This is a genomic window from Segatella copri, assembly GCF_002224675.1.
GTDB classification, from domain to species: domain Bacteria; phylum Bacteroidota; class Bacteroidia; order Bacteroidales; family Bacteroidaceae; genus Prevotella; species Prevotella copri_U.
The window spans coordinates 1-25,631 of sequence record NZ_NMPZ01000007.1 but is presented as its reverse complement, the minus strand read 5'-3'; the positions used below and the strand labels follow the sequence as shown (position 1 = coordinate 25,631).

Sequence of the window (25,631 nt, the reverse complement as noted above, 5' to 3'; positions counted from 1 at the left end):
TGTTAGAATTTAGAAGCCGATGTTCACGCTGATTGTATATACTCTTGAAATCGGATATGTATAACCACTACCAGAACCTGACTCAGGATCGAATCCCCACTTCTTGGCAGGGCTGAAGGTAAGGAGGTTGTAGCCTGCGAGAGATACATTACACTTGGTAAACCATCCCAGCTTGCTGAGAACGGTACGCTTCAAGTCGTAACCGATAGAGAGGGTCTTCAAGCGCAGGTAGTGAGCATCAACCAACCAGAAGTTAGAGCTTACGAAGTTGTTGTTGCCGTTGAAACCTGCTGATGCATGCTGACGTGGGTAGAGACTGTTGGTATTGTCAGGTGCCCAGATATCCTTCTGGAAATCGTAAATCACTGGCAAATAGTTACTGTTACCACCCTGAAGAATGCTATCTATATAGAGGTTATAGTTGGTAGCACCCTGCCACAACATATTGAGCGACCAGCCCTTGTATTCCAAATCTACATTGAAACCATAGTTAGACTGTGGAGTTCCACCTGAACCCTGGCGATACTGGTCATCACCATCAATCTTACCGTCACCGTTGAAGTCGTAGTACTTCAAGTCACCGGCCATCAGGTTGGTTGAGCCATTACGCTTAGGACTGTTCATGACGTCCTCATAATTCTTGTAGAAGCCGAGGTTCTTGTAGTAAACACCAGAGTAAGCACCTACCTGTGTGCTGCGCTTATATGGGTTCTTCAATGAAGTCTCGCTCTCGTTAGGGTTGATGTTCCAACGGTCATCGTAGAAAGTGAAGTTGGCAGAAACACCATACTTCAAGTCACCGATGTTGTCCTTCCACTGGAGTACGAACTCAGCACCACGGCGGATGCTCTCACCGTCTGACTTCACGTAAGGAAGGTTCTTGCCCAGAGGAGCTGTATAACCTACGTTTGAAGGTGAAGCGATGTAACCTGTTGTAACCTTGGCAAAGTAATCGATAGATCCTGACAAGCGACTGTTGAGTGTAGCGAAGTCAACACCGATGTTGAAGTCCTTGGTGGTGTACCAGGTCATATCTGGACTGATAAGATTACCCTCATAGAAGCTTGAGTACCACTTGCCGCCGAGGTAAGCACCACGGGTATTCATACCATAAGAAGATACATAAGCGAAACGATTTACATTACTGTCCTGACCGATCTCACCGTAAGAAGAACGGATCTTCAAGAGGTTGAGCACCTTGTCGATACCGAGGTTCTTGTAGAATGCCTCATCAGATACTGCCCATGCTGCAGAGCCAGAGAAGAAGGTTCCCCAACGCTTGTTCTTTGGGAAGTAGTCACTACCGTCATGACGCATATTCACCTCGAACATGTAGCGAGAATCATAGTCGTACTTCAAACGGCCGATAAAGGCTGCACGGCGATAACCTACACCCTCTGATGAACCGTTGGTAGCTGTATCTACAGGACCTGAATTCATCTGGTCAACGTCGAAGAGGTATGAGTTACGAGCCAGAGATGAGTTGTCGTAATCTGAACCGCTGGCCTCAACACCGAAGGTTGCACCTACTGTATGCTTCTCAAAGAAGGTACGAGAGTAGTCAACGAAGAACTGAGTATTGAAGTTGCTGCGGTAGTAAACGTTCTTGCTCAGGCTAGGCTTGTTGGCTGTAGCAGGATTGCCCTCCCAATCGTATGTCTGTGCAGACTTCTCCCAGGTCTTGTTGTGGTCGTTCACGATACCGTAGCTGGCGAGCGCCTTCAGGGTAAGTCCCTTCACCCATGGCACCTCCCAGATCAGGTTGAGGTTACCGCGTACAGAACTGATTTGTTCCTTATAGTAACCGCCATCACCGCTGATGTCAACGAGTGGGTTATCGGTAGTACCGCTGTAAATCTGTCCGTACTGGTTGTAAGCAGGCTCCCAAGGGCGCTTGTTCTGGATGTGAGACCATACATTGTAGTATCCACGGCCAGAAGCAGTTGCAGGTTCCTTGGTATCCACGATGTAAGCATCTACACCTGTCTGTACCTTCAAACCAATCTGCTTGAAGTAAGCCTCCATATTGGTACGGAAGTTGTAGCGCTGCATGTTGTTGGAGTTGGTGCGATAGATAGACTCCTGGTTGTAGTAACCCAGACCAGTGTAGATCTTCATTACATCATTACCACCTGCAACAGAGAGATTGTGGCGCATTTCAGGAGCGAAAGTACGCATACATACGTCCTGCCAATCTACATTAGGATGACCCTTTGGATCAGAACCGTTGCGGAAGAGTTCCAGTTCTTCCTGAGAGTACTGAGGGGCACGTCCGTCATATTCCAGACCGCGGTTCAGATAGGTAGCTGCTGTGTAAGAATCTACCTTATCCTGCAAGTCGGCTGGCTGAGAGAGTGTGTAGTTGAAGCTATAGTCAATATTCAACTTGCCTGTAGCACCCTTCTTGGTAGTTACCATGATGATACCGTTGGCTGCTCGAGCACCGTAGATAGCGGTAGCAGAAGCATCCTTCAATACAGTTACCTGGTCGATATCATCTGTATTCAAGTTCTGGAAGTCACGCTCCTCACAGATAATGTTATCGATAACGTAGAGAGGTGTGCCACCACCACGGATACTGATAGATGCCTTGGCATTGATACCACCACCTGACTGCTGCACGATAAGACCAGGAGCACGTCCTGCCAAACTCTGTGTAATATTAGGTACAGGTACCTTAGCGATGTCATCTGCCTTTACAGAAGAGATGGCAGATGTGGTCTTTCTCTTAGAAGTAGTACCGTAACCTACTACAACTACTTCGTTGAGGGTTTTAGAATCTTCATAGATTACAACATCCAAAGGTTGACCTTTGAACTTCACTTCCTGTGTTACATAACCAATGTAGGAAACAACAACAGTCTGTCCTTTTTCTACACCAGAAAGGGTAAATACACCATCCAGGTCAGTTACAGCTCCTGTCTTTTCGGAACCTTTCACCTTGACCGTTGCACCAATAATTGGTTCACCAGCAGCGTCCTTTACCACACCCTTGCAAACAGCGCCCTGCTGTGTTACCTGGGCTACACCAAATGTACTTGAGGAAGGAACAGTACTCGCATTGGCGCCACCTACTAAAATCGTAGATAGTAATAGGGTCATGCCAAACTGACTTTTTTTGCTCATAATTGTTTGGTTTTAATTGTTATATTATGTAGTTTTATAGAGATAATCAGATTCTTAATTATATAATAGTCTGACTATATATATATATTTCTATTAATGATTCTTATTGCTTAGCTTATCGTATTTTAATAACTGGTTGCAAATTTACGATAAATTTTAATAAGTTGTCTAAAAAAAAGTTAATAAATGCAAATGAGGCGAAAAAACATATAAAACTTGCTTTTTCGCCCTCTCTTTATCCTTTTTATATAATGTGGGGAAGTTAGAGAAGTTATCACTCCCCTTAACTTCCCTCAATTTCCTCATCAGCTGATTCGGTATAATCGTACTCATTGAAGTAGCGGGAAGAATTGAAGCTAACACTGCCGGGATGCACATATTGCCCCAAGGAAGCTACAGGATGTCCAGCAGCTGCGCAAAGCGGGAGATGCGGCGGAGGTTGGGATGTTCAAACTCCTCTATCTTTTCGTGCGCCCAGGTGGTATGAAAAGGGATATGGACGGCAGAGGCTCCGATTTTCAATGCCGGCGCAATATCGCTCTTAAAGCTGTTGCCCACCATAAGAAGCTCTTCGGGCTTCACTTCCATTTCCCGGCAAAGACGGCGGTAAGCCTCGGGCTTCTTATCGCTCACGATACTTACCACATCAAAATAGCGCTGCAGCCCCGAACGCCACAACTTATTCTCCTGATCCATCAGTTCTCCCTTGGTAAAGACAGCCAACCTGTATCTTCTTTCACCGGAAGAACCATCCTCCTGCCCTACTCTCATTTCACGGATGCGGGCAAGAGTAGCCTCAACACCCTCCAGCGGTTTGGCATCAAGATGCAGGAGGCTCTTGCCCAGATCCAGAATCTGAGCAATGACATTCGCCTCCACCTTACCATGACTCACCTTGATGGCATTTTCTACCAGCGAAAGGGTGAAAGCCTTGCAGCCATATCCCAAGTCTGCCATATTCCGACTTTCCGTTTCAAAGAGGGCTGCAGAAATCTCCTTCTCCTTGCCATAAGCAGAAAGAAGCTCGCAATATTCATGCTCTACATCCTCAAAGTAATTCTGCAATGCCCAGAGCGTATCGTCGGCATCGAAGGCTATCGCCCTGATATCTTTCAGTTTTTCCATACTTTTCATTTCTTTTAGTTGCAAAGTTAATGTTTTTATCTGAAAAGGAAAACAATTTATTCTGCTTTCTTTTGCATATACCAATATTTTTCGTAACTTTGCCAAAAATTCAAATAAAGCAACAATATGAAATACCCTATAGGAATACAAGACTTTAGCGAAATTATAGATGGCGGTTATGTTTATCTCGACAAAACCAAAATCCTCTATGATTTAGTACATAATGGGAAAATATATTTTCTGAGTCGTCCAAGACGATTCGGAAAGTCGTTGTTGATTTCTACTCTGGAATGCTACTTCCAAGGACAGAAAGAACTGTTTAAAGGACTTGCCATCGAACAATTAGAAAAAGAATGGAAGCAATATCCTGTTTTCCATATAGACTTCAATGGTAAGGATTTCACACAAGCAGGCGAATTGGAAAAGACTTTGTTGACTTTTGTTGAAACCCAAGAGTTGATTTACGGAAGGGATCCATTAGCCACCACCTTGGGAGACCGATTTATGGCTGTATTGAGAACTGCTCATGAAAAGACAGGACAGGGCGCCGTTGTCTTGATTGACGAATATGACAAACCTTTACTGGATGTCTTGGACACAGGATTAAAGACCTTCGATTCTGAAGGTAACGAGCGTTTGTTGGAAGATAGACACCGTGAAATCATGAAAGGATTCTACAGCGTCTTCAAAGCAGCTGACAGAGATTTGAAATTCGTGCTATTGACTGGTGTCACCAAGTTCTCGCAAGTTAGTGTGTTTAGTGGTTTCAACCAGCCTAACGACATTAGTATGGACGACCACTACGAGGCACTTTGCGGAATCACAGAGGAAGAATTATACTCAACCTTCGATGAACAAATCAAGGCAATGTCCGTAAGATATAAAGTATCTGAAGATGAGATGAAATATCGACTCAAGCGCAAGTATGATGGTTATCACTTCAGTCCAAGCATGCTCGACATCTACAATCCTTTCAGCATCTTGAACTCACTGAGCAAGAAAATCCTGAGTGATTTCTGGTTCCGTACAGGTTCGCCAACCTATCTGGTTCGCTTATTGGCTCATTCCGACGAAAACCTCAACGAGTTGACAGGAAAGTATTATCCAACGAGCAGTTTCATTGACTACAAGGCAGATATAGAGGCTCCCCTACCTATGATTTACCAGAGCGGTTATCTCACCATTAAGGATTGGAACATGGATACCGATTCCTATCTCTTGGATTTTCCAAACGACGAGGTAAAAGCGGGTTTCGTAACCATGGTGGCAGCCAATTATCTGAGACCCAAGGAGTCACCAGACGCATGGGTTATAGAGGTAGTTAACACTATGAAGACGGGAGATTGCGACAAATTGGAGAAGCTACTAACCTCCTTCTTCGCCAGCATCCCATATAGTCAGCGACGCAAGGACGACGAGCGGGAAAAAGAGCGCTATTTCCAATACACATTTTATTTGGTGATTCGCATGATAAGTTGCTTTACTGTCTTGATTGAGAAAGAGCAAAGCGAGGGACGAGTAGACTGTATCGTAGAGACCCCTAATTTTGTTTATATCTTTGAGTTTAAGCGTGATGGTTCAGCCCTTGATGCTTTGAAACAAATCGAAACAAAAGGATATGCTCGTGAGTATGCCGCCGACAAAAGAAAGATATACCAGATAGGCTGCAACTTCTCATCTGAGACAGGTACAATTGATGGCTGGAAGCTGCAGATTTCTTCAGAGGCTTAAGAACAAATAAAACACCGTTTGAAATTTTCTTGTTTAATGAAGATTCCAAACGGTGTTTCATTTTATTTTTTACATATCATTTCTCTTCATACCCTTCAAGCAACAATAGCGATAATTATAATTTTTCTTACTAAAGAACGGATGGAAAGTCTGTAAGTTTTATGCGCCATCCTGTAGATTTCAAATGCGAATGGGGACATTTCACTTATTGTCTTACTAGGGCACAATATTGCCCCTAGGCGGGCAACTTTTTGCCGTCTAAAGATTTTCAAAATCAGCTTTCAAAGCTACACCGTTTGAGGCTATATAAAAATCCAAATCTGAATTTTGCAAAATAAGATGCCGCTTTTCTGTCCATTTAGAAATCACTAGTGTCTTTTTTATAATCTTCAAACGACATTTCCTTGACGAGGTTTCCATCCAAATCATAAACAGATACCACAGAATACCTACCAAACCTAGTATCAGAATAATGACGATAAGACTGGCAGATTGGTAATCCATCTTCAGATGTAAAACCTACACAGCCGAGATTAGATGGTAACAATATTGCCTTTCCCGCATCCTTATCTACTATAAAAGTATAAATTGTATTCATCTTGTCTATTGTTCCATTTACAACTACCACATCAGGATTTAGAGGGACAAGCATGGCTTCACTTGCCACAAAAACAGAATCTAGCCCTATCGTTACACCATATTTTTTATCAGGATTATACCATAACAAATCTGCCATAGGATGCGCCGTAACTATTTCTTGAATATCATTCTGCTTCTTATAATACTTCCAAATGCTAACTACGTCACCGCCATAAATGCCATCTCCCCCATCAACACTTCTCAACAAGATTGCATCAACATCCTCAACTGTTACAACAGTATTATTTGGCAGATGAAAATGTTTGATGATTTGTGCTATCATCGCTTGCGAATACTTTCCATCTTCATTATTTTCAAATTTCAAAATGACATGATCTTGAGCAGGAGCAACTTGTTTTGTCCTCTTTTCTCCACAACTGATAGAAAGAAAGCATAGCTGTAGCAATACAACTATCCAATATTTACACTCTTTCATTTTCTAACTTACTTCTTAAAGAAAATAAAGTGCTTTGATAGTCAATACTTTAAAACTTTTATGGTACAAATATGGAGGATAATTTAAGGCTTAAAAGCAAGTCAAAACAAGCTAAATATAGATATTTATGCTCCCATTATGTATTTTCAATAACAAAATATTGTTTTGGGGGATAAAAGATAGAATATAGTCCTATTACACCTATTATATATATACTTGTTTCTTGTGATCGTCTATCAGAGGAAATTCGCCAAGTATTCTCAAATGTTAAAAACCAACCTAAACACAAAGATTTCCACTCTAAAAGTCTTTAATCTCAATCTTTATTCTTACCTTTGTGGTCAATATTTGACAATTCTTAAAAAGAAAAGTCATTCGGTTTTTCATCTAACCTCTGGATATAACATTGGAAGATAAAATCAAACAGCCTTTAACGGCTAATGCTTCATTGTATAATGGGCAACCTACCGACACAGGTTCATCGTGTCCAAGTGCAAGACTTACCTCTTGTACGCCCTCCATCTCAAAGAACAAAGGTGGGGTGTCGGTAGAGAATGTGCCATTTGAAAACAAGCAATGGTTTGTTCTGCGTGTTTCGTATGGGCGTATTATCAAGGCAAAAGCATTGGTGGAAGCTAATGGACTCGAATGTTATGTTCCTTTACGATATAAAGAGGTAAGAAAACAAGGTAAGAAGCGAATCATAACAGAGCCTCTTCTCCCCTCATTTCTCTTTGTTCATGCTACAGCAGAACAAGTAGAAACCGTGATTCACGACAATAAGGTTGTGACAAATGAAAGCAGAGCTTTACTTAGCTACTACTTTGACCACACAATCCATCGTCAAGACAATCCCGATTGCAATCCACCGCTCACAATCCGTGAAGAAGCAATGGCTAACTTCATAAAATTAACATCCATAAAGAATCCATATATAATTCCTGTCACAACAGAAATTATCCAGTATAAATTAGGAGATATAGTCTCTGTTATTGAGGGAGATTTTAAAGATATTCGTGGTAGAGTGGCAAGGATTGCAGGACAACAAAGAGTAGTCGTGGAAATATTCGAAGGGTGTTTAGTTGCATCTGCATACATTCCAACATCTGCTTTGTCTATTTCAAAATAATATAAACTCACAACAAACATGTATGATCATAAAATTGCGATAATCGGAGTCGGATATGTAGGATTACCATTACTGGAAGCTTTTAGCATTAATAAGGAAAATGAAGTAAGAGGATATGATATTTCAGAGGAAAGAATTAATACAGTTCGTCAGAAATTAGTTAACTCTGATATTCGATTACTTTTAACATCAAATATTAACGAGATTGCATCCTCAAATGTTTATATAGTTACAGTACCGACTCCGATTGATAAAAACGACAGACCTGATTTGACTTGTTTATCAGATGTATGTTTAAAGCTTGGCTATATAGTTAAGGAAAATGACATTATTATATTCGAATCTACAGTGTATCCTACAATGACCGAGGATTACTGTATCCCAATGATAGAAGCTAAAACAAAATTACAAGCAGGGAAAGACTTTTTCTATGGTTATTCACCTGAACGTGTTAATGTTGGTGATTCGAAACATACACTCACAAAAACCATAAAGATTGTTGCAGGTTGTGATGAACAAACTAAAAAAAAATTGCAAATATTTATAAAACAATACCAGGGTTAAAGGTAGAGACAGTTGCAAGCATAAAAATTGCAGAGGCTGCGAAATTGATGGAGAATACGCAACGAGACATACTTATCGCCTTTGCAAATGAATATTCTGATTTTTGCACACAAATTGGTGTTGATATAAATGATGTTATTGCAGCAGCTGCAACAAAATGGAATTTTTCACAAGTTTATCCTGGACTTGTCGGAGGACATTGTATTAGTGTAGACCCATATTATTTACTGCAAAAAGCAAGCGATATTGGAATGGCATTACCTTTAGTGTCTATGGCAAGAAAAGTCAACGAAAATAAGGTCTCAAAAGTTGTGGATCGGTTTCTTAAAAGAGTTCGTGACTTAGATGCGACAACAGAGAACAAAAAAATTCTCATAATAGGGTTCGCATATAAAAAGAACAGTACAGATATTAGAAATACAAAAGTGGCAAACATTGTAAAAGAACTTGAAATACAAGGTTATAAAGTAGACGTATATGATCCCTTAGTAAACAAAAATGCAGCAGAAAAAATGTATGGTATTCATTTGGTCACGAAGGAAGAGTATACACATTGTCACTATATAGGTATTTTGGAAGCTGTACCCCATGATGCTTTTCAGAATCTGAATATAGATAATTCTATTTCAAATTTAACTCTTAAAATTGAACAATTATTATGATTATACAGAAAAATAATAATTCAGTAAGATCAAATATTCGTCATGATTCAGATATTGCTAAAATCAAGGAATACTATGACAGGCATGGTTGTTTTCCTATCTTTCGGCAGGTATTAATTGAAACACGTACAGATTGTAATAATCATTGTAAGTTCTGTCCGCATGCTTTCAATAAAAAGACTTTAGAAATTATGTCATGGGAGTGCTACAAACAAATTATAGATCAACTCTCAGATATAAATTATAATGGAAGAATAGCACTCATGCTTTCAAACGAGCCATTATTAGAAGATAGGATGGAAGACATGATTGTTTATGCACGTCAAAAATCACCTCGTTTCTTTCTTGACATGACAACAAATGGTACTTTATTAACAGTTGATAGACTCGACAAATTCTTCAAACTTGGTTTGGATAATATTAACATCAATGATTATCGAGGTGATAGGGACAAATATCCTGAAAAATGGTCAAAGTATATTGAACCTATCTACTCTGCATATTGGAACAATCCTAAGGTGTCTTTTCAAAAAAGAAGAACGGATGAGGTTTTACCAAACTATGCCGGTAACATACCGCAAGAGTTTAATCCTGGTGACTTCGGTTTTTGCAATTATCCATTCCGTAAGATTACTATAGGGTACTCAGGAAATATTTTACTATGTTGCGATGACTTTTTGTATGATACTTGTTTTGGGAATGTCATGACTGATAATCTTTTAGATTGTTGGAATAATTCGGAAATGGAAAAGATAAAATTATCTCTTCTTGATGGGAAACGTATCTCAATATGCGCTCGTTGCAATGATTTCCAAGATTATGATATTTATTAGATTATTATGATATTAAATAAAGAGCAGTTTGAAGCTTTTTCCATGGAAATAGCAACATTCGGGAATATACCAATTAGTAGTCAATATTGCGGTATTGGTTGTGTTTTCTGTAAAGTTCATACAGATTCATATCTAGGGCATTATCCGAGAATTCCGCAAATAGATGAAGATGATTTATTGAAAGGATTTGAGTATATCAATCCAAAGGTAAATTATGTTCGTCTTGGAGCAGGTGTATTAGTAGCACCTCATACAGACCCATTCCTTCATCCCAAAATATATAAATTCATAAAAATGGCATCAGAGTATTTCCCCCAAAAGAAAATAACAACTGTAACAACAGGTGCCTATATAAATGAAGATAAAGTGGATTTTTTGAACAGTATCCCTAATTATGGAATTGACTTGTCTCTAATTACGATGCAGGAGCAGAGAGAAGCCATTATACCAAGGTCAGCACGTGAGCGAACTATGTTCTTATTAAAATATGGACCTGTTAACAAATGTACATTAATGTTCACAGGTAATATAGATGAATTAAAAAGAGATTTAGATCTGCTTTATAGCCTAGGTATTGACCAAAAAGCTAAGCAGATTCTGGTTCGCCGTATAGAGCATACTTCTACATCACAACAACGACTTAAAGTGTTGTCACAATCTAGCATTGATGGATACGAAAAGTGCATTGAGTGGTTAAGTGTTAATTATCCTAAAGTCGTGTTTACTGTGCCTGAATTGAAAGACTGTTTTAGAGGAGGAAATAATGAGTATTTTATAGAGGCAGAAGAGCATATAGCAAGACAGAAGAAAATTATTTCGCAATTACCTAAGGATGTATTTATTAATCTAATATGTCCAGTCTCTGGATATGATTATTTTACTAAAGCATTCAAAGATTACCCTAATGTTCAAACAAACCTTGTGAAGAACCATCTCTATGGTGGCTCTGTTACAGTTGCAGGGCTTCTGAATCATGGCGACATCATAGAACAATTCCATCCTAAGAGGAATGACGTTATGTTCCTTCCTGAAGAAATGTACAACTCAGAAGGAAGAGACCTGAAAGGTGAAAAGATGGAAGTATTAGAGCAATACTATAACGCAAAGATTTATTTGATATGAGCAATACAATATATTGGGATAAATTAAGAATATTGGTCACCAATAGCTGCAACTATCGATGCCCTTTTTGTCATAATGAAGGACAGGTTTCTCGTAAAACCATCAAAACAATGGATTTTGACAAATTCAAAATCCTCATAGATGCAGTAAAGGATGAGGGAATTTCTGAAATTTGCTTTAGTGGAGGTGAACCCTTCCTTGATAAAAACCTCATTAAGATGATTAGATATGCATATAGAAATGCAGAATGGGAAGTATGCTGTGCCTCCAATCTGTCTCTGATAACTAAAGAACAAGTTCAGCAATTAGCGGATATTCCTTTAAAATTTAACATCCAGTTTCCCTATACAAAAGCTAAGAAGTTTCATCAAAGCACTGGTAATGGTTTTATAGATAAAATCATAACAAATATACGAATGGTTCGTAATGCCGGATTGGAAGTTGGATTAAACTGTGTTATCCAAAATGATATTGAGGCAGATGTTAGGGATATGGTAGAATTTGCTCTTCAAGAAGAACTTCCACTCAAACTTTTACCACAAATAGGTCTCACAGGAAGCAAGGATTTTAAGACATTTGTATTTCCAATACTTAAAGAATATGTCGTTAGTTGTATAGATAAAGGAACTGGAGCTATTAGATGGCTGCTGAAAAAAGGAGATAAGCAAACTTCTGTACTCTACATCGACTCACCATGTTTTACTCAAGATATAGATAGCTGCCGAAATTACTCAGAGATTAGAATACTACCAGACATGAGTCTGCAACCATGTATTCTGCGTTCTTCTGGAACAAAGATATTGGATTTGTCAAAAGGAGAAGAAAGTATCAAACAACAATTCAGAGAAGCATGGAAGAGCTTGAAGAACTGCTAAAAAAATACAATCTTGATCATCTAGATGATCTTATTGTTTCTCCATGGAGTGAGCAGTATTGTATTACACCATTCCCTAAATATTGGCAAATTACATATCAAATAATGAGTAGAATACCCTCTAATAAGAGAGTAGTTGAAATAGGCTGCGGACAAGGTGATGTGACTGCAATATTTTGTCAACTTGGATTTTCAAGAGTTTCATCTTATGAAAAAGACCCATTACTAGCAGTAAATGCCAAACGTCGATTAAATGATTTGTTTGGAAGAGAAAATATTGTTTCTTTGGGAGAATATCCTGCGAAATGCCATATAGAATGTGATGTGCTTGTATTGGTTAATTGTGTGTACGATGAACTTGTAGATAGTAAAGTTGGCTATAAAAAAATATTGAAGGATTTTTATAAATATGCTGGTAATCCCCAATACTTTATAATGGAAGTTATAGATAGTTCGTATACAATTGAAGATGAAGTATTTCCAAAGTACCTTCGCTTGTCCCATAAAGATGTAGATGAAATGTTTCCAAACTTTCAAATTAAATCATGGCAGACATATAAATATCCTCAAAATAAGAAAAGTAAAACATTATATTTGATAGAAAAGAAATGAACATACTTATTGTTACATCAGAAATAGGACTCGATGGAGGCGGTATGGCATTAGCTTGCAAGCGAGTTGTGGATATTCTAAGGAAGGAACATAATGTGATAGTTTTGTCTTCCACAGAAAATCCTATATATACCGTAAAAGGAGGGATGAACCCGAATACAGAGAATGGCATTCGAAAGGAATACAAACTCAAGCATGATAGTTTAGTATATAAACATGCTGATGTTGTTATTGCTTTTGGTGGAAGATTCAATGGGTATTACGGTGCAATGCTTGCGGAGAAGTTAGGTAAACGGTTTATATTATCTCTTCGCGGTAGTGACATAAATATTGTAAAATGGTCTATTGATGACACTTGGTATCTTCGAGAAGCCACAACTAGGGCGAGTAAGATTGTATGCCTTTCAAAGGAAATGATTCGTAATGTTATAAGTCTTTGTCCTGAAGCAAATGGAAAAACAATTATCATTCCAAATGAGTATGAAGGTGATTATGTGAAAATCAATTTTCACAACCTAAATGATAAGATTGTCATAGGAACAGCAGCCTCTCATTTGAATGAGAAAAAAGGCATAGGTAATCTTATCTTTATGCTTAAAAAGTTTAGAGAAATTTCAGAAACAGACATCTGTTTGGATTTAGTTGGAGAAATAGACAGTGACTTGCTTGAAAATTACCAGAATGAAGTCAAGGCACATAATCTTGGAAATAATATAAGATTTCTAGGTTATCAACCACGTGAGATTTTAAAAGATACCATGAAAGAATGGGATTTCTACATTCAGGCTTCAGTGTGTGAAGGTCATCCCAACGCTATCAGTGAAAGCCTTCAGTGTGGAACCGGGTTTATCAGTAGCAAAACAGGATTTATAGCAGAAACGCTACAGGAGCAATTTGCCGAGTTCTTTTTTGAGGATTTCACTCCTGACGTTATGGCAAACAATTTGAAAGCATTATGTTGCATGCCAAACTTGGCCGAGCGTTATCAAGAAGCTATAGGTGTTATCAAAAGTAACTGTGCCAAGGAATATATAGCACAAAAGTGGCTTGGGATGTTGTCGTATAACAAAACTCCTAAAAATGAAATAGAAGTCGAGAGCATTGTGTGTGTAGGTCTTCATGATGTTATGGGGGACATTCATGATAGTATAACTACTCCAACAAACGTTTTTCGAGATTTCGTTGGATATATTGCAGAAAAGGGATATGGAATATGTTCCATGCATGACTATTTGTCAAAGAGTAAAGAAGAAAGAAAAAAGTGGATTGTATGTACATTTGATGATGGCTATAAGAGCCTAACTAATGATGCGCTAGAAATATTAAAGAAGCAGGGATTTACAGCAACTGTCTTTGTTTGCACTGGTCTCATCGGAAAGGATAATTCCTGGAATAACAAGGACGCAATCTTACGAGAGCATCTTGACATAAACGCCATTAACCTTCTTATAAAAGAAGGATGGGAGGTGGCATCACATGGCGTTTTCCACAAAAATCTTCTCAAACTAAGTGATGTAGAAATTGAATATGAGCTATTAGAATCAAAGAAAGCTTTGAATCAAATAGTCGGATATTGTGATACATATGCCTATCCTTATGGCGCTTATAACAAATTTATTCGCCGCTGTGTTGAAAAATATTATAAGTACGCATTCACAGTTGACCAAGGTGGAACATCAATGGTTGTTGACAAACATCAGTTAAAGAGATATTCTATTACGGAAATTTATAAAATGCTTAAAAAACAATGAAAAAAATATTGGGAATATTTAGAGGATTTCCAGGATTAGGCCGTGTTGTTTCCGGAGTTTCACTTCTTGAAACGCTGAGGGACGAGTATGGCTGTTGCATTGAAATTATTTCCTATCTCCAAGGTAATCGCTATCTTGAACTAAAAGGATATGAAAACCTGCATGAAGTGGTACCAATGGACTATTGCTCTATTGGGTTACTTCCCACGAATGTTACTGGAGCTTATATTCATGAAAAAATACGAAGCTTCCAACCTGACATTGTAATAATAGATGGTGAGCCATTGATAATCCAGGCATTAAAAATCTCATATCCTAAACTAAAGATTGTAGCATTGCTAAACCCTGCAGACATAGAAAATGAACAGAATGATCAGGATGCTATGCGCTATTTTAATGCAATGTATTCTCTTTCCGACTTGGCAATAGTTCATGGGTTAAGAAGTGTTTCAAATACCGGAAACTATAAGAAATTAGTATCTGTGAACACTATTCTGAGAAAGGAAATACTAGATGTCAATATCAATAGTACAAACAATATATATTGCTTGTTAGGTGGAGGTACAGTTAATGTTGGATATTCCTTTTCTGAATCAACTATTCAAATAGCTAAATTATGCATGGATGCATCTGAGTATCTAAAAGAATACAATATGCATATCGTTTGCTCATCGAAGAATATTTATGATGCTCTCAATGAATTCAAGCATGGGAAAAACACTATACTCCATGATAAAATACTTGATATACATGAGTATTATTCAAAAGCAGGGCTCATTATTACAAGATCTGGAAGGAACACTTTAAGCGAATTGGCATATTTGGGTATACCAGCATTATCCTTTCTGTCTGGCTGTCAATATAGAAAAGCAGAACAGAAACAAAATCTGGACGCTTTAGAAGTACACAATATCAAACCGATTTCTCTCAGCATTCAGCCAAAAGAATTGGCTGAACAAATCAAAGAAACGGCGAGCACTAAGTGCCAACGAGTTTTTTTTGCTCCAGGAAATCAACAAGCAATACAAGAAATCCAGAATTTATAGTTATGAATATGAAAAAGGTAATGCTATTTGCATATGACGGTACTGGACTCGGACACCTTATGAGGTTAATAAAGATCGCATGGGGACTATCCAAAGAATGCCAAGTGATAGTAGTGTCTGGGCATAAGGCTATGCCTGATATTATACCAGAAGGTATTCAATACTATCTTCTTCCAAATTTCAGCGAGTTACGAGAAGCAAACTGTTACACCAATGAGCAAACTAACAGAATCAGAATAAAAATATTGGAAAAATTGATTCTGGATTTTATGCCAGATGTGTTTGTTACGGATTATCTACCTCTTGGGAAACGTTGCGAACTCGCAAGAATAATTACAGGCTATAACTGCCTTAAATATTTTGTACTTAGAAGTGATATAGGTGGGGATAGACTTACTCATGAGGATGTATTCTCTACAAGAAACATTGCAATTCTCAAGAGGTACTACCATAGGATACTATTAGCTAGCGATCCAGTAGTCACTTCTGCAGAAGTGTACTCATGGCTTCCTACAGAAATTCTTAATAAGATTGTATATATTGGTTGTGTCACGTATCCGGTGTCAGCAAAACAGATAATTGAAACACGTTTTGCATATCTAGCAGGACATACAAAAAAATGGATGGTATGTTCGGCTGGTGGAGGAAGAATAAGTCAAGAGTTCTCTAGGAAATGTATTGAATTGGCTAAAGACAAAAGATTCGCAGATTGGAAGATTGATATTATCCTAGGTAATTATTCACAACTTCAATGGCCATATGGTCAAACAGAAATATACAGTAAAAAGAATGTAACTATTCATAGAAAACTGAAAGATTTATATTTGCTTCATGCTTCTGCAGACTGTGTAATATGTTCTGGAGGCTATAATTCTTTGGTAGAATCTATGCAAGGAAAAGACAAAAACGTATTTGCCTATTCAGTCATGGACTTTGCTGTTGAAGAAGAACAGGTTCATAATATTAGAAATTTCGGGAAATATTATCCAATTACAGAAATTACATCTCTTGAATCAATGGAGGATTTAATCTTCAGTAAGATGTTCTGCTTTCAGCCTAAAAAGAATTTTAGACTTAATCTAAATGGTATTGAAAATGCAAAACGTCTAATAATTCAGGATTTAAACCATTTTTATCAACCTAAGAATATAGCAAAATGAAAATTATACATATGTCTGACTTACATCTTTCAGCAGATGGTGCACTTGTATGGGAAGAGGACTGTAGAAGGAAATTTCTCACTGCAATAAAACAAATAAAAATGATGCGAGATGTAGATGCTATAATCGTATCGGGAGATATATCTAATGATGGTAGTTTGAATTCATATTATTTTGCAGATCGGGTATTCTCAGAGTTAAGTATACCAACCTATTGGTGTGTAGGAAATCATGATAATCTCAGTGTTATGTTTACTACGTTTAAACCAAAATTTTGCCATTTGAGTGATCAAGCACTGTTAGGTGGTTGGAGATTTTACTTTGTAAATTCTGTTGCAAGGGATAATGATGATCCAAACTCTAATCGTTCCAAAGGTATTGTGACGATGAATGTAAGAAACGAACTGGATGGACTGCTGTCGAAGAATCCTGAACCATCAATTGTCGTATTGCACCATCCTTCGTTAGAAATCGGAGGATGGCAAGATAATAAGATACTCAAAGACCGTGAAACATTTAGGGAGATGCTTTGTTGTCATAAGAATGTTAAATTAGTCCTTTCGGGACATGTTCACACATTCTTTGTAAAGAGAGATAAAAATATTCTTTATAGTACAGCTTCAGGCATTGGATTTGCTTTCTCTACAAAACTCCCAAAATATGAAATCAAACAAGGGCAAGAAGGCTTTAGTTGCATTTCTTTAAACAAGAAGGATATTTTTATAGAAAATATATTATTAGAAGTTAAATGAGAAAAATATTGGTAACAGGAGGAGCTGGGTTCATCGGATCCAATCTTTGTGAAGAACTTGTCAAGAAGGGAAATTATGTAGTTTGCCTTGACAATTTTTCGACAGGACGCATTGAGAATATACAAGGCTTACTTGACAATAATAGATTTAAGTTAATAGAAGGAGATATTAGGAATCTTGATACTTGTCTAAAAGCAGTAAATGGAGTAGATGTAGTTTTTCATGAAGCTGCTTTGGGGAGTATTCCACGAAGTATAGATGACCCTATTACCACTAATGCTGTAAACATTAGTGGTTTCCTGAATATGCTTGTAGCAGCAAAAAACGCAAAAATAGACAGGTTTATATTTGCTGCAAGTAGTTCTGCATATGGCGACAACGAAACCATTCCGAAAGTAGAAGACACTATAGGCAAACCACTTTCTCCATATGCACTTACAAAATATGTTGATGAATTGTATGCACACGTTTTCTCAATTACTTATGGGTTAAAGTATATAGGCATAAGATACTTTAATGTATTTGGACGCCGTCAGGACCCTAATAGTGCATATGCTGCAGTTATACCTTTGTTCATAAAAAAATTATTAAAACATGAACAGCCAATAATAAATGGAGACGGAAGTAACAGCCGTGATTTTACTTACATAGACAATATAATTCATATCAATATGTTGGCATTGGAGACGCTATCCCCAAAAGCCTTTAACCAAATTTACAATGGTGCAGGAGGTGAAAATACTTCAGTTTTAGAGTTGGAACAACTGATAACAAAAAACTTATCAGCATATGATAATTGTATAGATTGCATTGTACCAATATTTGGTCCAAATAGAATCGGAGATGTAAAGCACTCTAAGGCAAGCATATCAAAGGCAAGAGAACTACTTGGCTATACCCCAGTTTGTACATTTGAAGATGGACTCAAGAAGACTATATACTGGTATTTGACTAATCTAAAAGAATAAATATAATCAAAAGCCAATATTGTAACCATTGATAAAAATGACGAATTAAATTATAATGACATGAACATAGCAGATCAAATACGTTTAAAACTCCAATTGAAGGAGAACTCCGAAGTGGAGTATAAGTCAGCAGCAGGTGGTTTCCCAAAGGTTGAATTTTGGCGTTCTTTCTCTGCATTAGCCAATACCAATGGTGGAACGATTGTGTTGGGAGTGAAAGAGAAGAATCATAAATTCACACCAGATGGTCTTTCTGAAGAACTTGTTGCCAAATATAGAAAACAGTTTTGGGATGACGCACACAATAAGTCGTGTGTGAACATTCCACTGTTGGTAGAGAGCGACATAGAAGAAATAAAGACTGATGGAGGGCAATGTCTGCTTGCCTTCAGAATACCCCGTGCTCAATACGACTTACGTCCAATACACCTTACACTTACCCCGTTTGGGCATACTTACAAGCGCAGGGACGAGGGTGATTATCTCTGTAAAGATGATGAAATAAAGCAGATGTATTCGGATGCCAATAACATGAGGGCGTCAGCAGACTCCCGAATTTTAAGAGGCTATTCCATTGATGACATTGACATACCTACTCTGCACCAATATCGTCGTGCGTACGATATTAAGCATGAAAACCATCCTTGGACAGAGCTTGATGACAAAAAGTTTTTGGAAATCATAGGTGCCTATCGTAAAGATAGAGCCACATCAACGGAAGGATTCACTGTTGCTGGCATGCTGATGTTTGGCAAGACTAACAGTATTACCGACCCAGAGTGCTGCCAAGAGTTTTTCCCAGACTATCGTGAGCATTTGAGTGACGACCTTCAGGTACGTTGGACAAATCGTATATATCCCGATGGGACATGGGAAGCCAACCTTTATCAGTTTTTCACTCGTGTCTTACCTTTATTGCAACACGCTTTGCCTGTGCCTTTCAGTCTTGACAACAATCAGATGAGGAATAATACAACCACGGCTCATGTAGCTTTGCGTGAGGCTTTTGCTAACAGTTTGATTCATGCAGCATATACGGTAAGGGGCAATATTGTGATTGACAGATACTTCGACCGTATTGTTTTGTCAAATCCTGGTACAATGCTTATCAGCATGGAAGAATACTATGAAGGAGGACATAGTGTATGCAGAAACCCTGTAATCCAAAAGATGTTTGTATTCTTGGGAATTGGTGAGAAAGGAGGAACTGGCGCTGATGTTATTGCAAAAGGATGGAAGGATAATGGTTGGAGCATACCAACAGTTGAAGAAAAGAGTAATCCTGATAGAATAGAAACTTGCCTAAAACTGGAGGGAAATATTAATGGAACTACGGGAACTCCTGCTGATACTACGGAAACAACTACGGAAACTTCCACTGTAACTACGGAAACCCCTGCTGATACTACGGAAACTTCTGCCGATACTACGGAAACTATTCTAAAAATAATCAGCAATAATCCTAAGGTTACGGCAAAAGAGATAGCATCCGTATGTGGTATAACAGTAGATGGAGTTGCTTACCATATCAAGAAATTAAAGCAAAGAGGACGGTTGATTAGAATCGGAGGTCCACGCAATGGAGGCGAGTGGAAGGTGGTTGAATGATTTTTCAATGCTTTTAGGCGAACTCAAAATTGAATTCATAATGTTATTAGGAAACAAGATAAGATCTCTTAGAGACGAACAAGGAATATTGCAACGCCAAGTGGCTGCATATTTAGAAATAGATACCCCCATGTTCAGCAAGATTGAACGTGGTGACAGGCGCGCAAAGAGAAGTCAAGTGCTTCAACTGGCAAAATTCTTTCATATTGATGAGAAAGAATTGCTCATCTTGTGGCTGGCAGATAGAATCTTGGATGCAATCGAGGGCGAAAAAGAACTACAACTTTATGCTATTGAAGTCGTAGAATGCGAATTGGCGAAGGCTGACCTATAAGGGTTATATAAGTCCTCATGAACAAGGCGATAGGCTTGTCCGGTTTTGGATAACCCTATCGTCTTGTTGTTTGTAAGGCTTCAATGCTCCAAAGTCCAATAGGTCTTGAAGAATGAATTTGAATGAATGAGCGAATCTAGCTCTTGATAGTCCTTCTTTCTCTTTTCGTTAATGATGACATTTTTATAGAAAAGGCGATTGGTTCTGTCAAGATCCATAGTCATTTTTTGATGTATGGATGAAAAGAAAATACAATCCTTTCTTGGCCTTTTCAGTCCCATTAGGTCTTTTTGTTAAACAGAGAAGCGTGAACTGCAATGCCCACATCTTCTATCGGAGGCCCTAGGAAAGCCCATGTTCATAGATGCAACAATAGCAGCCCACGCTATGCGTGAGAACCACTATGCTATCTTAGAGTATGTCGGGAAATTTCCTAGGTTACCAGTACTTCGATAAGCATAACGCTTCTTAAATCTCAAAAATCAGTGGAAAGGAAATGCACCCTATCCGACTGCAAAAATATAAAATACTTCTGTAACTTCCAAATATTTTCGCACTTTTCTTTGTTTTCGGTGGCAACTTTCTTATTCAATCGCCAGCACAACAACATCTTAACAACATTGTAACACCTGTTTAAATCACCTGTAACATCGTACTCGTACCTTTGCACCCGGAAAAGCAAGGGGAGAAATGTATCTAGCTATGTTGAGACAAGCCCCTATATAATAAGGTATATAAACACATTAATAAAATATATGAGTACGATTTATCTTTGTATCGTGATCTTCCTGCTCTGTCTGGCAGTGTTTGATCTCTTCGTGGGAGTCAGCAACGATGCTGTCAACTTCCTGCAATCTGCCATCGGAGCTAAGGTGGCAAAGTTTCGCACGGTGCTGATCATCGCTTCCTGCGGTGTGGTACTGGGTGCCATTATGTCATCGGGAATGATGGATATCGCCCGACACGGTATCATGAGTCCAGATCACTTTACCTTCGAGGAAGTGATGACGCTCTTTCTAGCCGTGATGGTGACGGATGTGATCATCCTGGATGTGTTCAATACGCTGGGTATGCCAACCTCAACCACCGTTTCGCTGGTGTTCGAGCTCCTGGGAGGTGCCTTTATCCTCGCAACCCTGAAGATGTACGGCGACGATAGCCTCAACTACGGCGTATTGCTCAACAGTAACAAAGCTTTGGAGGTTATCATGGGTATCTTCTCATCCGTTATCATCGCCTTCGTATTCGGTGCTTTCGTGATGTGGCTTTCCCGTATCGTCTTCACTTTCAATTATCGCAAGCATTCACGCTACAGCATTGCCATCTTCGGTGGTATCGCCTTCACAGCCCTCTCTTACTTCATCTTCATGAAAGGATTGGGTAAGAGTCCTTATCTGCCTGCAGAATGGCGTGATTATATCGACCAGAACCTGAGCTTGTTGCTCTGCATCACCTTCGTGGGTTCAGCCATCGTGATGGAGTTCCTGCATCTCTGCCGCATCAACATCTTCAAGTTTACCGTATTGATGGGTACTTTCGCCCTAGCGATGGCTTTCGCCGGCAACGACCTGGTGAACTTCATCGGTGTGCCTCTCGCAGGTCTTTCCTCTTATCAGGACTATATGGCAAATGCCAATGGTGCTACTCCAAACCAGTTTATGATGACTTCTCTGATGGATAGCGCCAAGACTACTCCAGTTTATCTTCTCGCTGCCGGTGCCGTGATGATCATCGCCATGGCAACTTCCAAGAAGGCTCAGAACGTAATCAAGACTTCTGTGGATTTGAGCCGTCAGGACGAGGGTGACGAGATGTTCGGAAGTTCTTCTGCAGCCCGCGTGATTGTACGCAACTGCCAGGCTACAGATTCTTGGTTGAAGCAGTTTATGCCAAAGTCTTTGATGAACTGGATTAACAGACGATTCGACAAGGACAATGTAGAGCTGGAAGAGAGCGCAGCCTTCGACGTGGTTCGTGCAGCCGTAAACCTGGTATTGGCAAGTATGCTTATCACCATCGGTACCAACCTGAAGTTGCCACTCTCTACCACCTACGTAACCTTTATGGTAGCAATGGGTTCTTCACTCGCAGATAGAGCTTGGAGCCGTGAGAGTGCCGTGTTCCGTGTAACCGGTGTATTGAGTGTGATTGGTGGATGGTTTATCACAGCCGGTGTAGCTTTCGCAGCCTGTGCCATTGTCTGCCTCATCATGCACTTCGGCGGTGTAGGAATCCAGAGCTGCTTCATGGCATTGGTTATCTTCCTGCTCATCCGCAGCAACATCCAGTATAACAAAAAGGCAAAGGAAGAGAGCAAGGGCAGCACCTTCCAACTGATGATGCGCTCACACGATCCAGAGATTGTATGGGATCTGCTTCGTCGCCAGGTATCCCGCACCCAGAGCTTCGTCTGCCACTTTGCACTCAACGAGTTCAACCAGATTATGGATGGTCTTGCCAACGAGAATCCTAAGAATCTCCGTCATGCCAACAAGGACTTGAAGAAGGAGCAGGATATGCTGAAGAAGTTCCGTCGCCAGGAGATGCTCGGTTTGAAGAAATCGCCTATGGAGATTGCCATCGAGCGCAACACCTGGTTCCATCTGGGTGCCAACAGCAACCAGCAGTTCATCTACTCTCTGCGCCGTATGCTCGACCCTATCAAGGAGCACGTGGACAACAACTTCAACCCACTCCCTGCAGAATACACCAAGGAGTTTGCTCCTGTACGCCAGAAGATCAACGACCTGATGCGTATGAGCTGCGAGCAGATTGAGACCAGCCGCTACGAGAACTACCACGAGATTCTCGCCGAGGCAGATGCCTGCAAGGATGAGCTCAGCGTACTTCGCAAGAAGCATATCGACCGCATGCAGCATCTTTCAGATAATTCCCTGATGCAGATTTCGCTGGTTTACCTGAATGTACTTCAGGAGAGCCAGGAGTTCCTGAGCGTGATGAGACACCAGCTCAGAGCAGCCAAGAAGTTTATGGAGAAATAAATGATAAAAGGCCCGGCATTCGCGACAGAATGTCGGGCTTTTTGGGTCGTTTTTTAGGGGCTTATTTGCATTTCTTCAGATTTACTGCCGAAATGACAGAAGTTTGCACTTTGGTACGGGGATTGCTAGATGAGGGAGTGTAAGCGGATCAGTAATTCGCTACACAACATAAATAATAACGAATAATAATAAATAAAAATAGAATCGGAGGTTAAGATTATGATGTACAGAAATTCTTGGATACCAGAGGTATTTAACGGACTCTTCAACGAGGGTAATATGCAGAAGGCTAATACTACAGCCCCTGCCATTAACGTCAAGGAGTCTTTGACAAAATATACAGTAGAACTTGCAGCTCCAGGAATGCGCAAGGACGACTTTGAGGTAAATCTCAATGAGAATGGCGATCTCCACATCAAGATGGAGAACAAGCATCAGCCAGAGCAGGAGGAGCACGTTTATCTGCGTCGCGAGTTCTCATACGCTAAGTTTGAGCAGACCCTGATTCTCCCAGACGATGTCAACAAGGAGAAGATTTCTGCCAGCGTAGCTGACGGTGTGCTCACCATCCAGTTGCCTAAGATGCAGCAGGAAGAGCAGAAGATTGCACGCCAGATTTCAATAGGATAAGTGTTTTTGGTTAGTTTTTCATAAGCAGATTGTTTAGTTAGGTTTTGGTTGAATAGATTGTTTAGTTTAGGTTAGATTGTTTAGTTAGGTTTAATTGTTAGATAAGTTAGGTTTAGTTAATACATATCGCCCTAAGTGCTAGTGATAGTACTTGGGGCTTTTTTTTATGCAAAAAAACGGGTAAAGATTTGGCAGTTAGAGAGAAATGTTGTAATTTTGCAGCCCGAATTAAAAAAGTTAGTATAATCCGAGTGCTTGGTAAACCTCGTAAAAAACAAGAAAATGGAAAAGAAAACAACTCAAGTGAGTGTGCTGTTCATGCTTTTCAGCATCCTCTTCTGCGTTTGTCTCATTGCGGCAAACGTGCTCGAAACAAAGCAAATCGCTGTTGGTCCCATCTCTTTGACCGGTGGTCTGATCGTGTTCCCGGTAAGTTACATCATCAATGATGTGGTATGCGAAGTATGGGGCTACCAGAAAGCCCGTCTCCTCATCTGGACCGGCTTCGCCATGAACTTCTTCTTCGTAACCCTGGGTGCCATCTGCGACTGGATACCAGCCGCTCCCTACTGGACCAACGATGCCGGCTTCCATGCCATCTTCGGTCTGGCTCCCCGCATTGCAGCCGCCTCTTTCGTGGCATTCATCGTAGGTTCCTTTGCCAACGCCTACGTAATGAGCGTGATGAAGATTCGAGATGGCGGCAAGCATTTCTCAGCCCGTGCCATCTGGAGTACGGTAGCTGGCGAAAGTTGCGACAGCCTTATCTTCTTCCCTCTTGCCCTGGGCGGAATCGTTCCAACCTCAGAATTGCCTTGGCTGATGCTCTGGCAGGTGGTACTGAAGACCGTGTATGAAATCATCGTGCTGCCTATTACCATCCGTGTGGTCAATGCGATTAAGAAACACGAGGGCGAGGATGTGTATGACAACAATATCTCCTACAACATCTTCAAGTTAGGGGCTATCTAGGATAAAAAGAAAGTCTTTTCAATAGAAGTTCGCCCCACAAAGTTAACATTTAACACTTAACATTTAACATTAGAATAAAACAATGGATAGAAAAGAAGATGGGTTGAAGGCACTGGGTGCCAAGACCCAATATAGAATGGATTATGCGCCAGAGGTATTGGAGACCTTCGTGAACAAGCACCCTGGCAATGATTACTGGGTACGTTTCAACTGCCCAGAGTTTACCTCCCTCTGCCCTATCACGGGTCAGCCAGACTTTGCAGAGATTCGCATCAGCTACATTCCAGACGTGAAGATGGTAGAGAGCAAGAGTCTGAAGCTCTATCTCTTCAGTTTCCGCAACCACGGTGATTTTCACGAGGACTGCGTGAACATCATCATGAAGGACCTCATCAAGCTGATGGATCCAAAGTATATCGAGGTAACAGGTATCTTTACTCCTCGCGGCGGCATCAGCATCTGGCCTTACACCAACTATGGCAAGCCAGGAACCAAGTATGAGAAGCTCGCAGAACAGAGATTCGCTACTCACGAATAAAAAACGAAATAAAAAAT

The 25,631-nt window shown here is 39.8% G+C and carries 23 protein-coding genes; 19 read left to right on the top strand and 4 right to left on the bottom strand.

Annotated features, from left to right (window positions below):
• Positions 1-9: 9 nt before the first annotated feature.
• The gene (locus tag CFT61_RS05635; RefSeq protein WP_254918870.1) at positions 10-3,126 is read right to left on the bottom strand and encodes a SusC/RagA family TonB-linked outer membrane protein; all 3,117 of its coding nucleotides are present in this window, start codon (positions 3,124-3,126) and stop codon (positions 10-12) included.
• Between the two features lie 393 nt (positions 3,127-3,519).
• Positions 3,520-4,251, bottom strand: a complete 732-nt coding sequence (locus CFT61_RS05630; protein ID WP_089543491.1) for an HAD family hydrolase — start codon at positions 4,249-4,251, stop codon at positions 3,520-3,522.
• A 126-nt stretch (positions 4,252-4,377) separates the two neighbouring features.
• On the opposite strand from CFT61_RS05630, the gene CFT61_RS05625 reads away from it, so the two are divergent.
• Positions 4,378-5,982, top strand: coding sequence for an ATP-binding protein (locus CFT61_RS05625; protein WP_089543490.1), 1,605 nt, complete (start codon positions 4,378-4,380; stop codon positions 5,980-5,982).
• A 358-nt stretch (positions 5,983-6,340) separates the two neighbouring features.
• Here CFT61_RS05625 and CFT61_RS05620 read toward each other — a convergent pair whose 3' ends face one another.
• Positions 6,341-7,057 carry a hypothetical protein gene (locus tag CFT61_RS05620; protein WP_089543489.1) on the bottom strand — a complete coding sequence of 239 codons (717 nt, stop codon included), beginning with the start codon at positions 7,055-7,057 and terminating at the stop codon, positions 6,341-6,343.
• Positions 7,058-7,463: 406 nt separating this feature from the next.
• On the opposite strand from CFT61_RS05620, the gene CFT61_RS05615 reads away from it, so the two are divergent.
• From CFT61_RS05615 to CFT61_RS05550, 14 genes are all read left to right on the top strand, one after another.
• The gene (locus CFT61_RS05615; protein ID WP_176425513.1) at positions 7,464-8,186 is read left to right on the top strand and encodes a UpxY family transcription antiterminator; all 723 of its coding nucleotides are present in this window, start codon (positions 7,464-7,466) and stop codon (positions 8,184-8,186) included.
• Positions 8,187-8,204: 18 nt separating this feature from the next.
• Positions 8,205-8,750 carry a hypothetical protein gene (locus tag CFT61_RS05610; protein ID WP_089543487.1) on the top strand — a complete coding sequence of 182 codons (546 nt, stop codon included), beginning with the start codon at positions 8,205-8,207 and terminating at the stop codon, positions 8,748-8,750.
• Positions 8,717-9,412 carry a UDP binding domain-containing protein gene (locus CFT61_RS05605; protein WP_367379329.1) on the top strand — a complete coding sequence of 232 codons (696 nt, stop codon included), beginning with the start codon at positions 8,717-8,719 and terminating at the stop codon, positions 9,410-9,412. The genes CFT61_RS05610 and CFT61_RS05605 overlap by 34 nt, the downstream gene beginning before the upstream one ends.
• Complete coding sequence (locus CFT61_RS05600) at positions 9,409-10,245, top strand: radical SAM/SPASM domain-containing protein (RefSeq protein WP_089543485.1); 837 nt, start codon at positions 9,409-9,411, stop codon at positions 10,243-10,245. The genes CFT61_RS05605 and CFT61_RS05600 overlap by 4 nt, the downstream gene beginning before the upstream one ends.
• Positions 10,246-10,251: 6 nt before the next feature.
• A complete protein-coding gene (locus CFT61_RS05595) occupies positions 10,252-11,367 on the top strand; it encodes a DUF512 domain-containing protein (RefSeq protein WP_089543484.1) in 1,116 nt (371 codons plus the stop codon).
• Positions 11,364-12,242 (top strand): radical SAM protein, encoded by an 879-nt coding sequence (locus tag CFT61_RS05590; protein WP_089543483.1) that lies wholly within the window; start codon positions 11,364-11,366, stop codon positions 12,240-12,242. The genes CFT61_RS05595 and CFT61_RS05590 overlap by 4 nt, the downstream gene beginning before the upstream one ends.
• Positions 12,218-12,853 carry a hypothetical protein gene (locus CFT61_RS05585; protein ID WP_089543482.1) on the top strand — a complete coding sequence of 212 codons (636 nt, stop codon included), beginning with the start codon at positions 12,218-12,220 and terminating at the stop codon, positions 12,851-12,853. The genes CFT61_RS05590 and CFT61_RS05585 overlap by 25 nt, the downstream gene beginning before the upstream one ends.
• On the top strand, positions 12,850-14,604 hold the full coding sequence (locus CFT61_RS05580; protein ID WP_089543481.1) for a polysaccharide deacetylase family protein: 1,755 nt from the start codon (positions 12,850-12,852) through the stop codon (positions 14,602-14,604). Before CFT61_RS05585 ends, CFT61_RS05580 begins: the two co-directional genes overlap by 4 nt.
• Positions 14,601-15,650 (top strand): glycosyltransferase, encoded by a 1,050-nt coding sequence (locus CFT61_RS05575; protein WP_089543480.1) that lies wholly within the window; start codon positions 14,601-14,603, stop codon positions 15,648-15,650. The genes CFT61_RS05580 and CFT61_RS05575 overlap by 4 nt, the downstream gene beginning before the upstream one ends.
• Before the next feature lie 8 nt (positions 15,651-15,658).
• A complete protein-coding gene (locus tag CFT61_RS05570; RefSeq protein WP_142990567.1) occupies positions 15,659-16,810 on the top strand; it encodes a hypothetical protein in 1,152 nt (383 codons plus the stop codon).
• Complete coding sequence (locus CFT61_RS05565; protein WP_089543478.1) at positions 16,807-17,562, top strand: metallophosphoesterase family protein; 756 nt, start codon at positions 16,807-16,809, stop codon at positions 17,560-17,562. Before CFT61_RS05570 ends, CFT61_RS05565 begins: the two co-directional genes overlap by 4 nt.
• Positions 17,559-18,530, top strand: coding sequence for an SDR family oxidoreductase (locus tag CFT61_RS05560; RefSeq protein WP_089543477.1), 972 nt, complete (start codon positions 17,559-17,561; stop codon positions 18,528-18,530). Before CFT61_RS05565 ends, CFT61_RS05560 begins: the two co-directional genes overlap by 4 nt.
• A 96-nt stretch (positions 18,531-18,626) precedes the next feature.
• A complete protein-coding gene (locus tag CFT61_RS05555; RefSeq protein WP_176425512.1) occupies positions 18,627-20,138 on the top strand; it encodes an RNA-binding domain-containing protein in 1,512 nt (503 codons plus the stop codon).
• Between the two features lie 40 nt (positions 20,139-20,178).
• Complete coding sequence (locus tag CFT61_RS05550) at positions 20,179-20,472, top strand: helix-turn-helix domain-containing protein (protein ID WP_089543583.1); 294 nt, start codon at positions 20,179-20,181, stop codon at positions 20,470-20,472.
• An 80-nt stretch (positions 20,473-20,552) separates the two neighbouring features.
• On the opposite strand, the gene CFT61_RS05545 is transcribed toward CFT61_RS05550, so the two are convergent.
• A complete protein-coding gene (locus CFT61_RS05545; protein WP_176425511.1) occupies positions 20,553-20,690 on the bottom strand; it encodes a hypothetical protein in 138 nt (45 codons plus the stop codon).
• 537 nt (positions 20,691-21,227) lie between these two features.
• Here CFT61_RS05545 and CFT61_RS05540 point away from each other — a divergent pair.
• The 4 genes from CFT61_RS05540 (at position 21,228) to queF (ending at position 25,614) form a co-directional block, all read left to right on the top strand.
• The gene (locus tag CFT61_RS05540; RefSeq protein WP_089543474.1) at positions 21,228-23,474 is read left to right on the top strand and encodes an inorganic phosphate transporter; all 2,247 of its coding nucleotides are present in this window, start codon (positions 21,228-21,230) and stop codon (positions 23,472-23,474) included.
• Positions 23,475-23,696: 222 nt separating this feature from the next.
• Positions 23,697-24,104, top strand: coding sequence for an Hsp20/alpha crystallin family protein (locus CFT61_RS05535; RefSeq protein ID WP_089543473.1), 408 nt, complete (start codon positions 23,697-23,699; stop codon positions 24,102-24,104).
• 282 nt (positions 24,105-24,386) lie between these two features.
• On the top strand, positions 24,387-25,076 hold the full coding sequence (locus CFT61_RS05530) for a queuosine precursor transporter (RefSeq protein ID WP_089543582.1): 690 nt from the start codon (positions 24,387-24,389) through the stop codon (positions 25,074-25,076).
• Between the two features lie 82 nt (positions 25,077-25,158).
• A complete protein-coding gene (queF, locus tag CFT61_RS05525) occupies positions 25,159-25,614 on the top strand; it encodes a preQ(1) synthase (RefSeq protein ID WP_089543472.1) in 456 nt (151 codons plus the stop codon).
• The last annotated feature ends 17 nt before the right edge of the window (positions 25,615-25,631 follow it).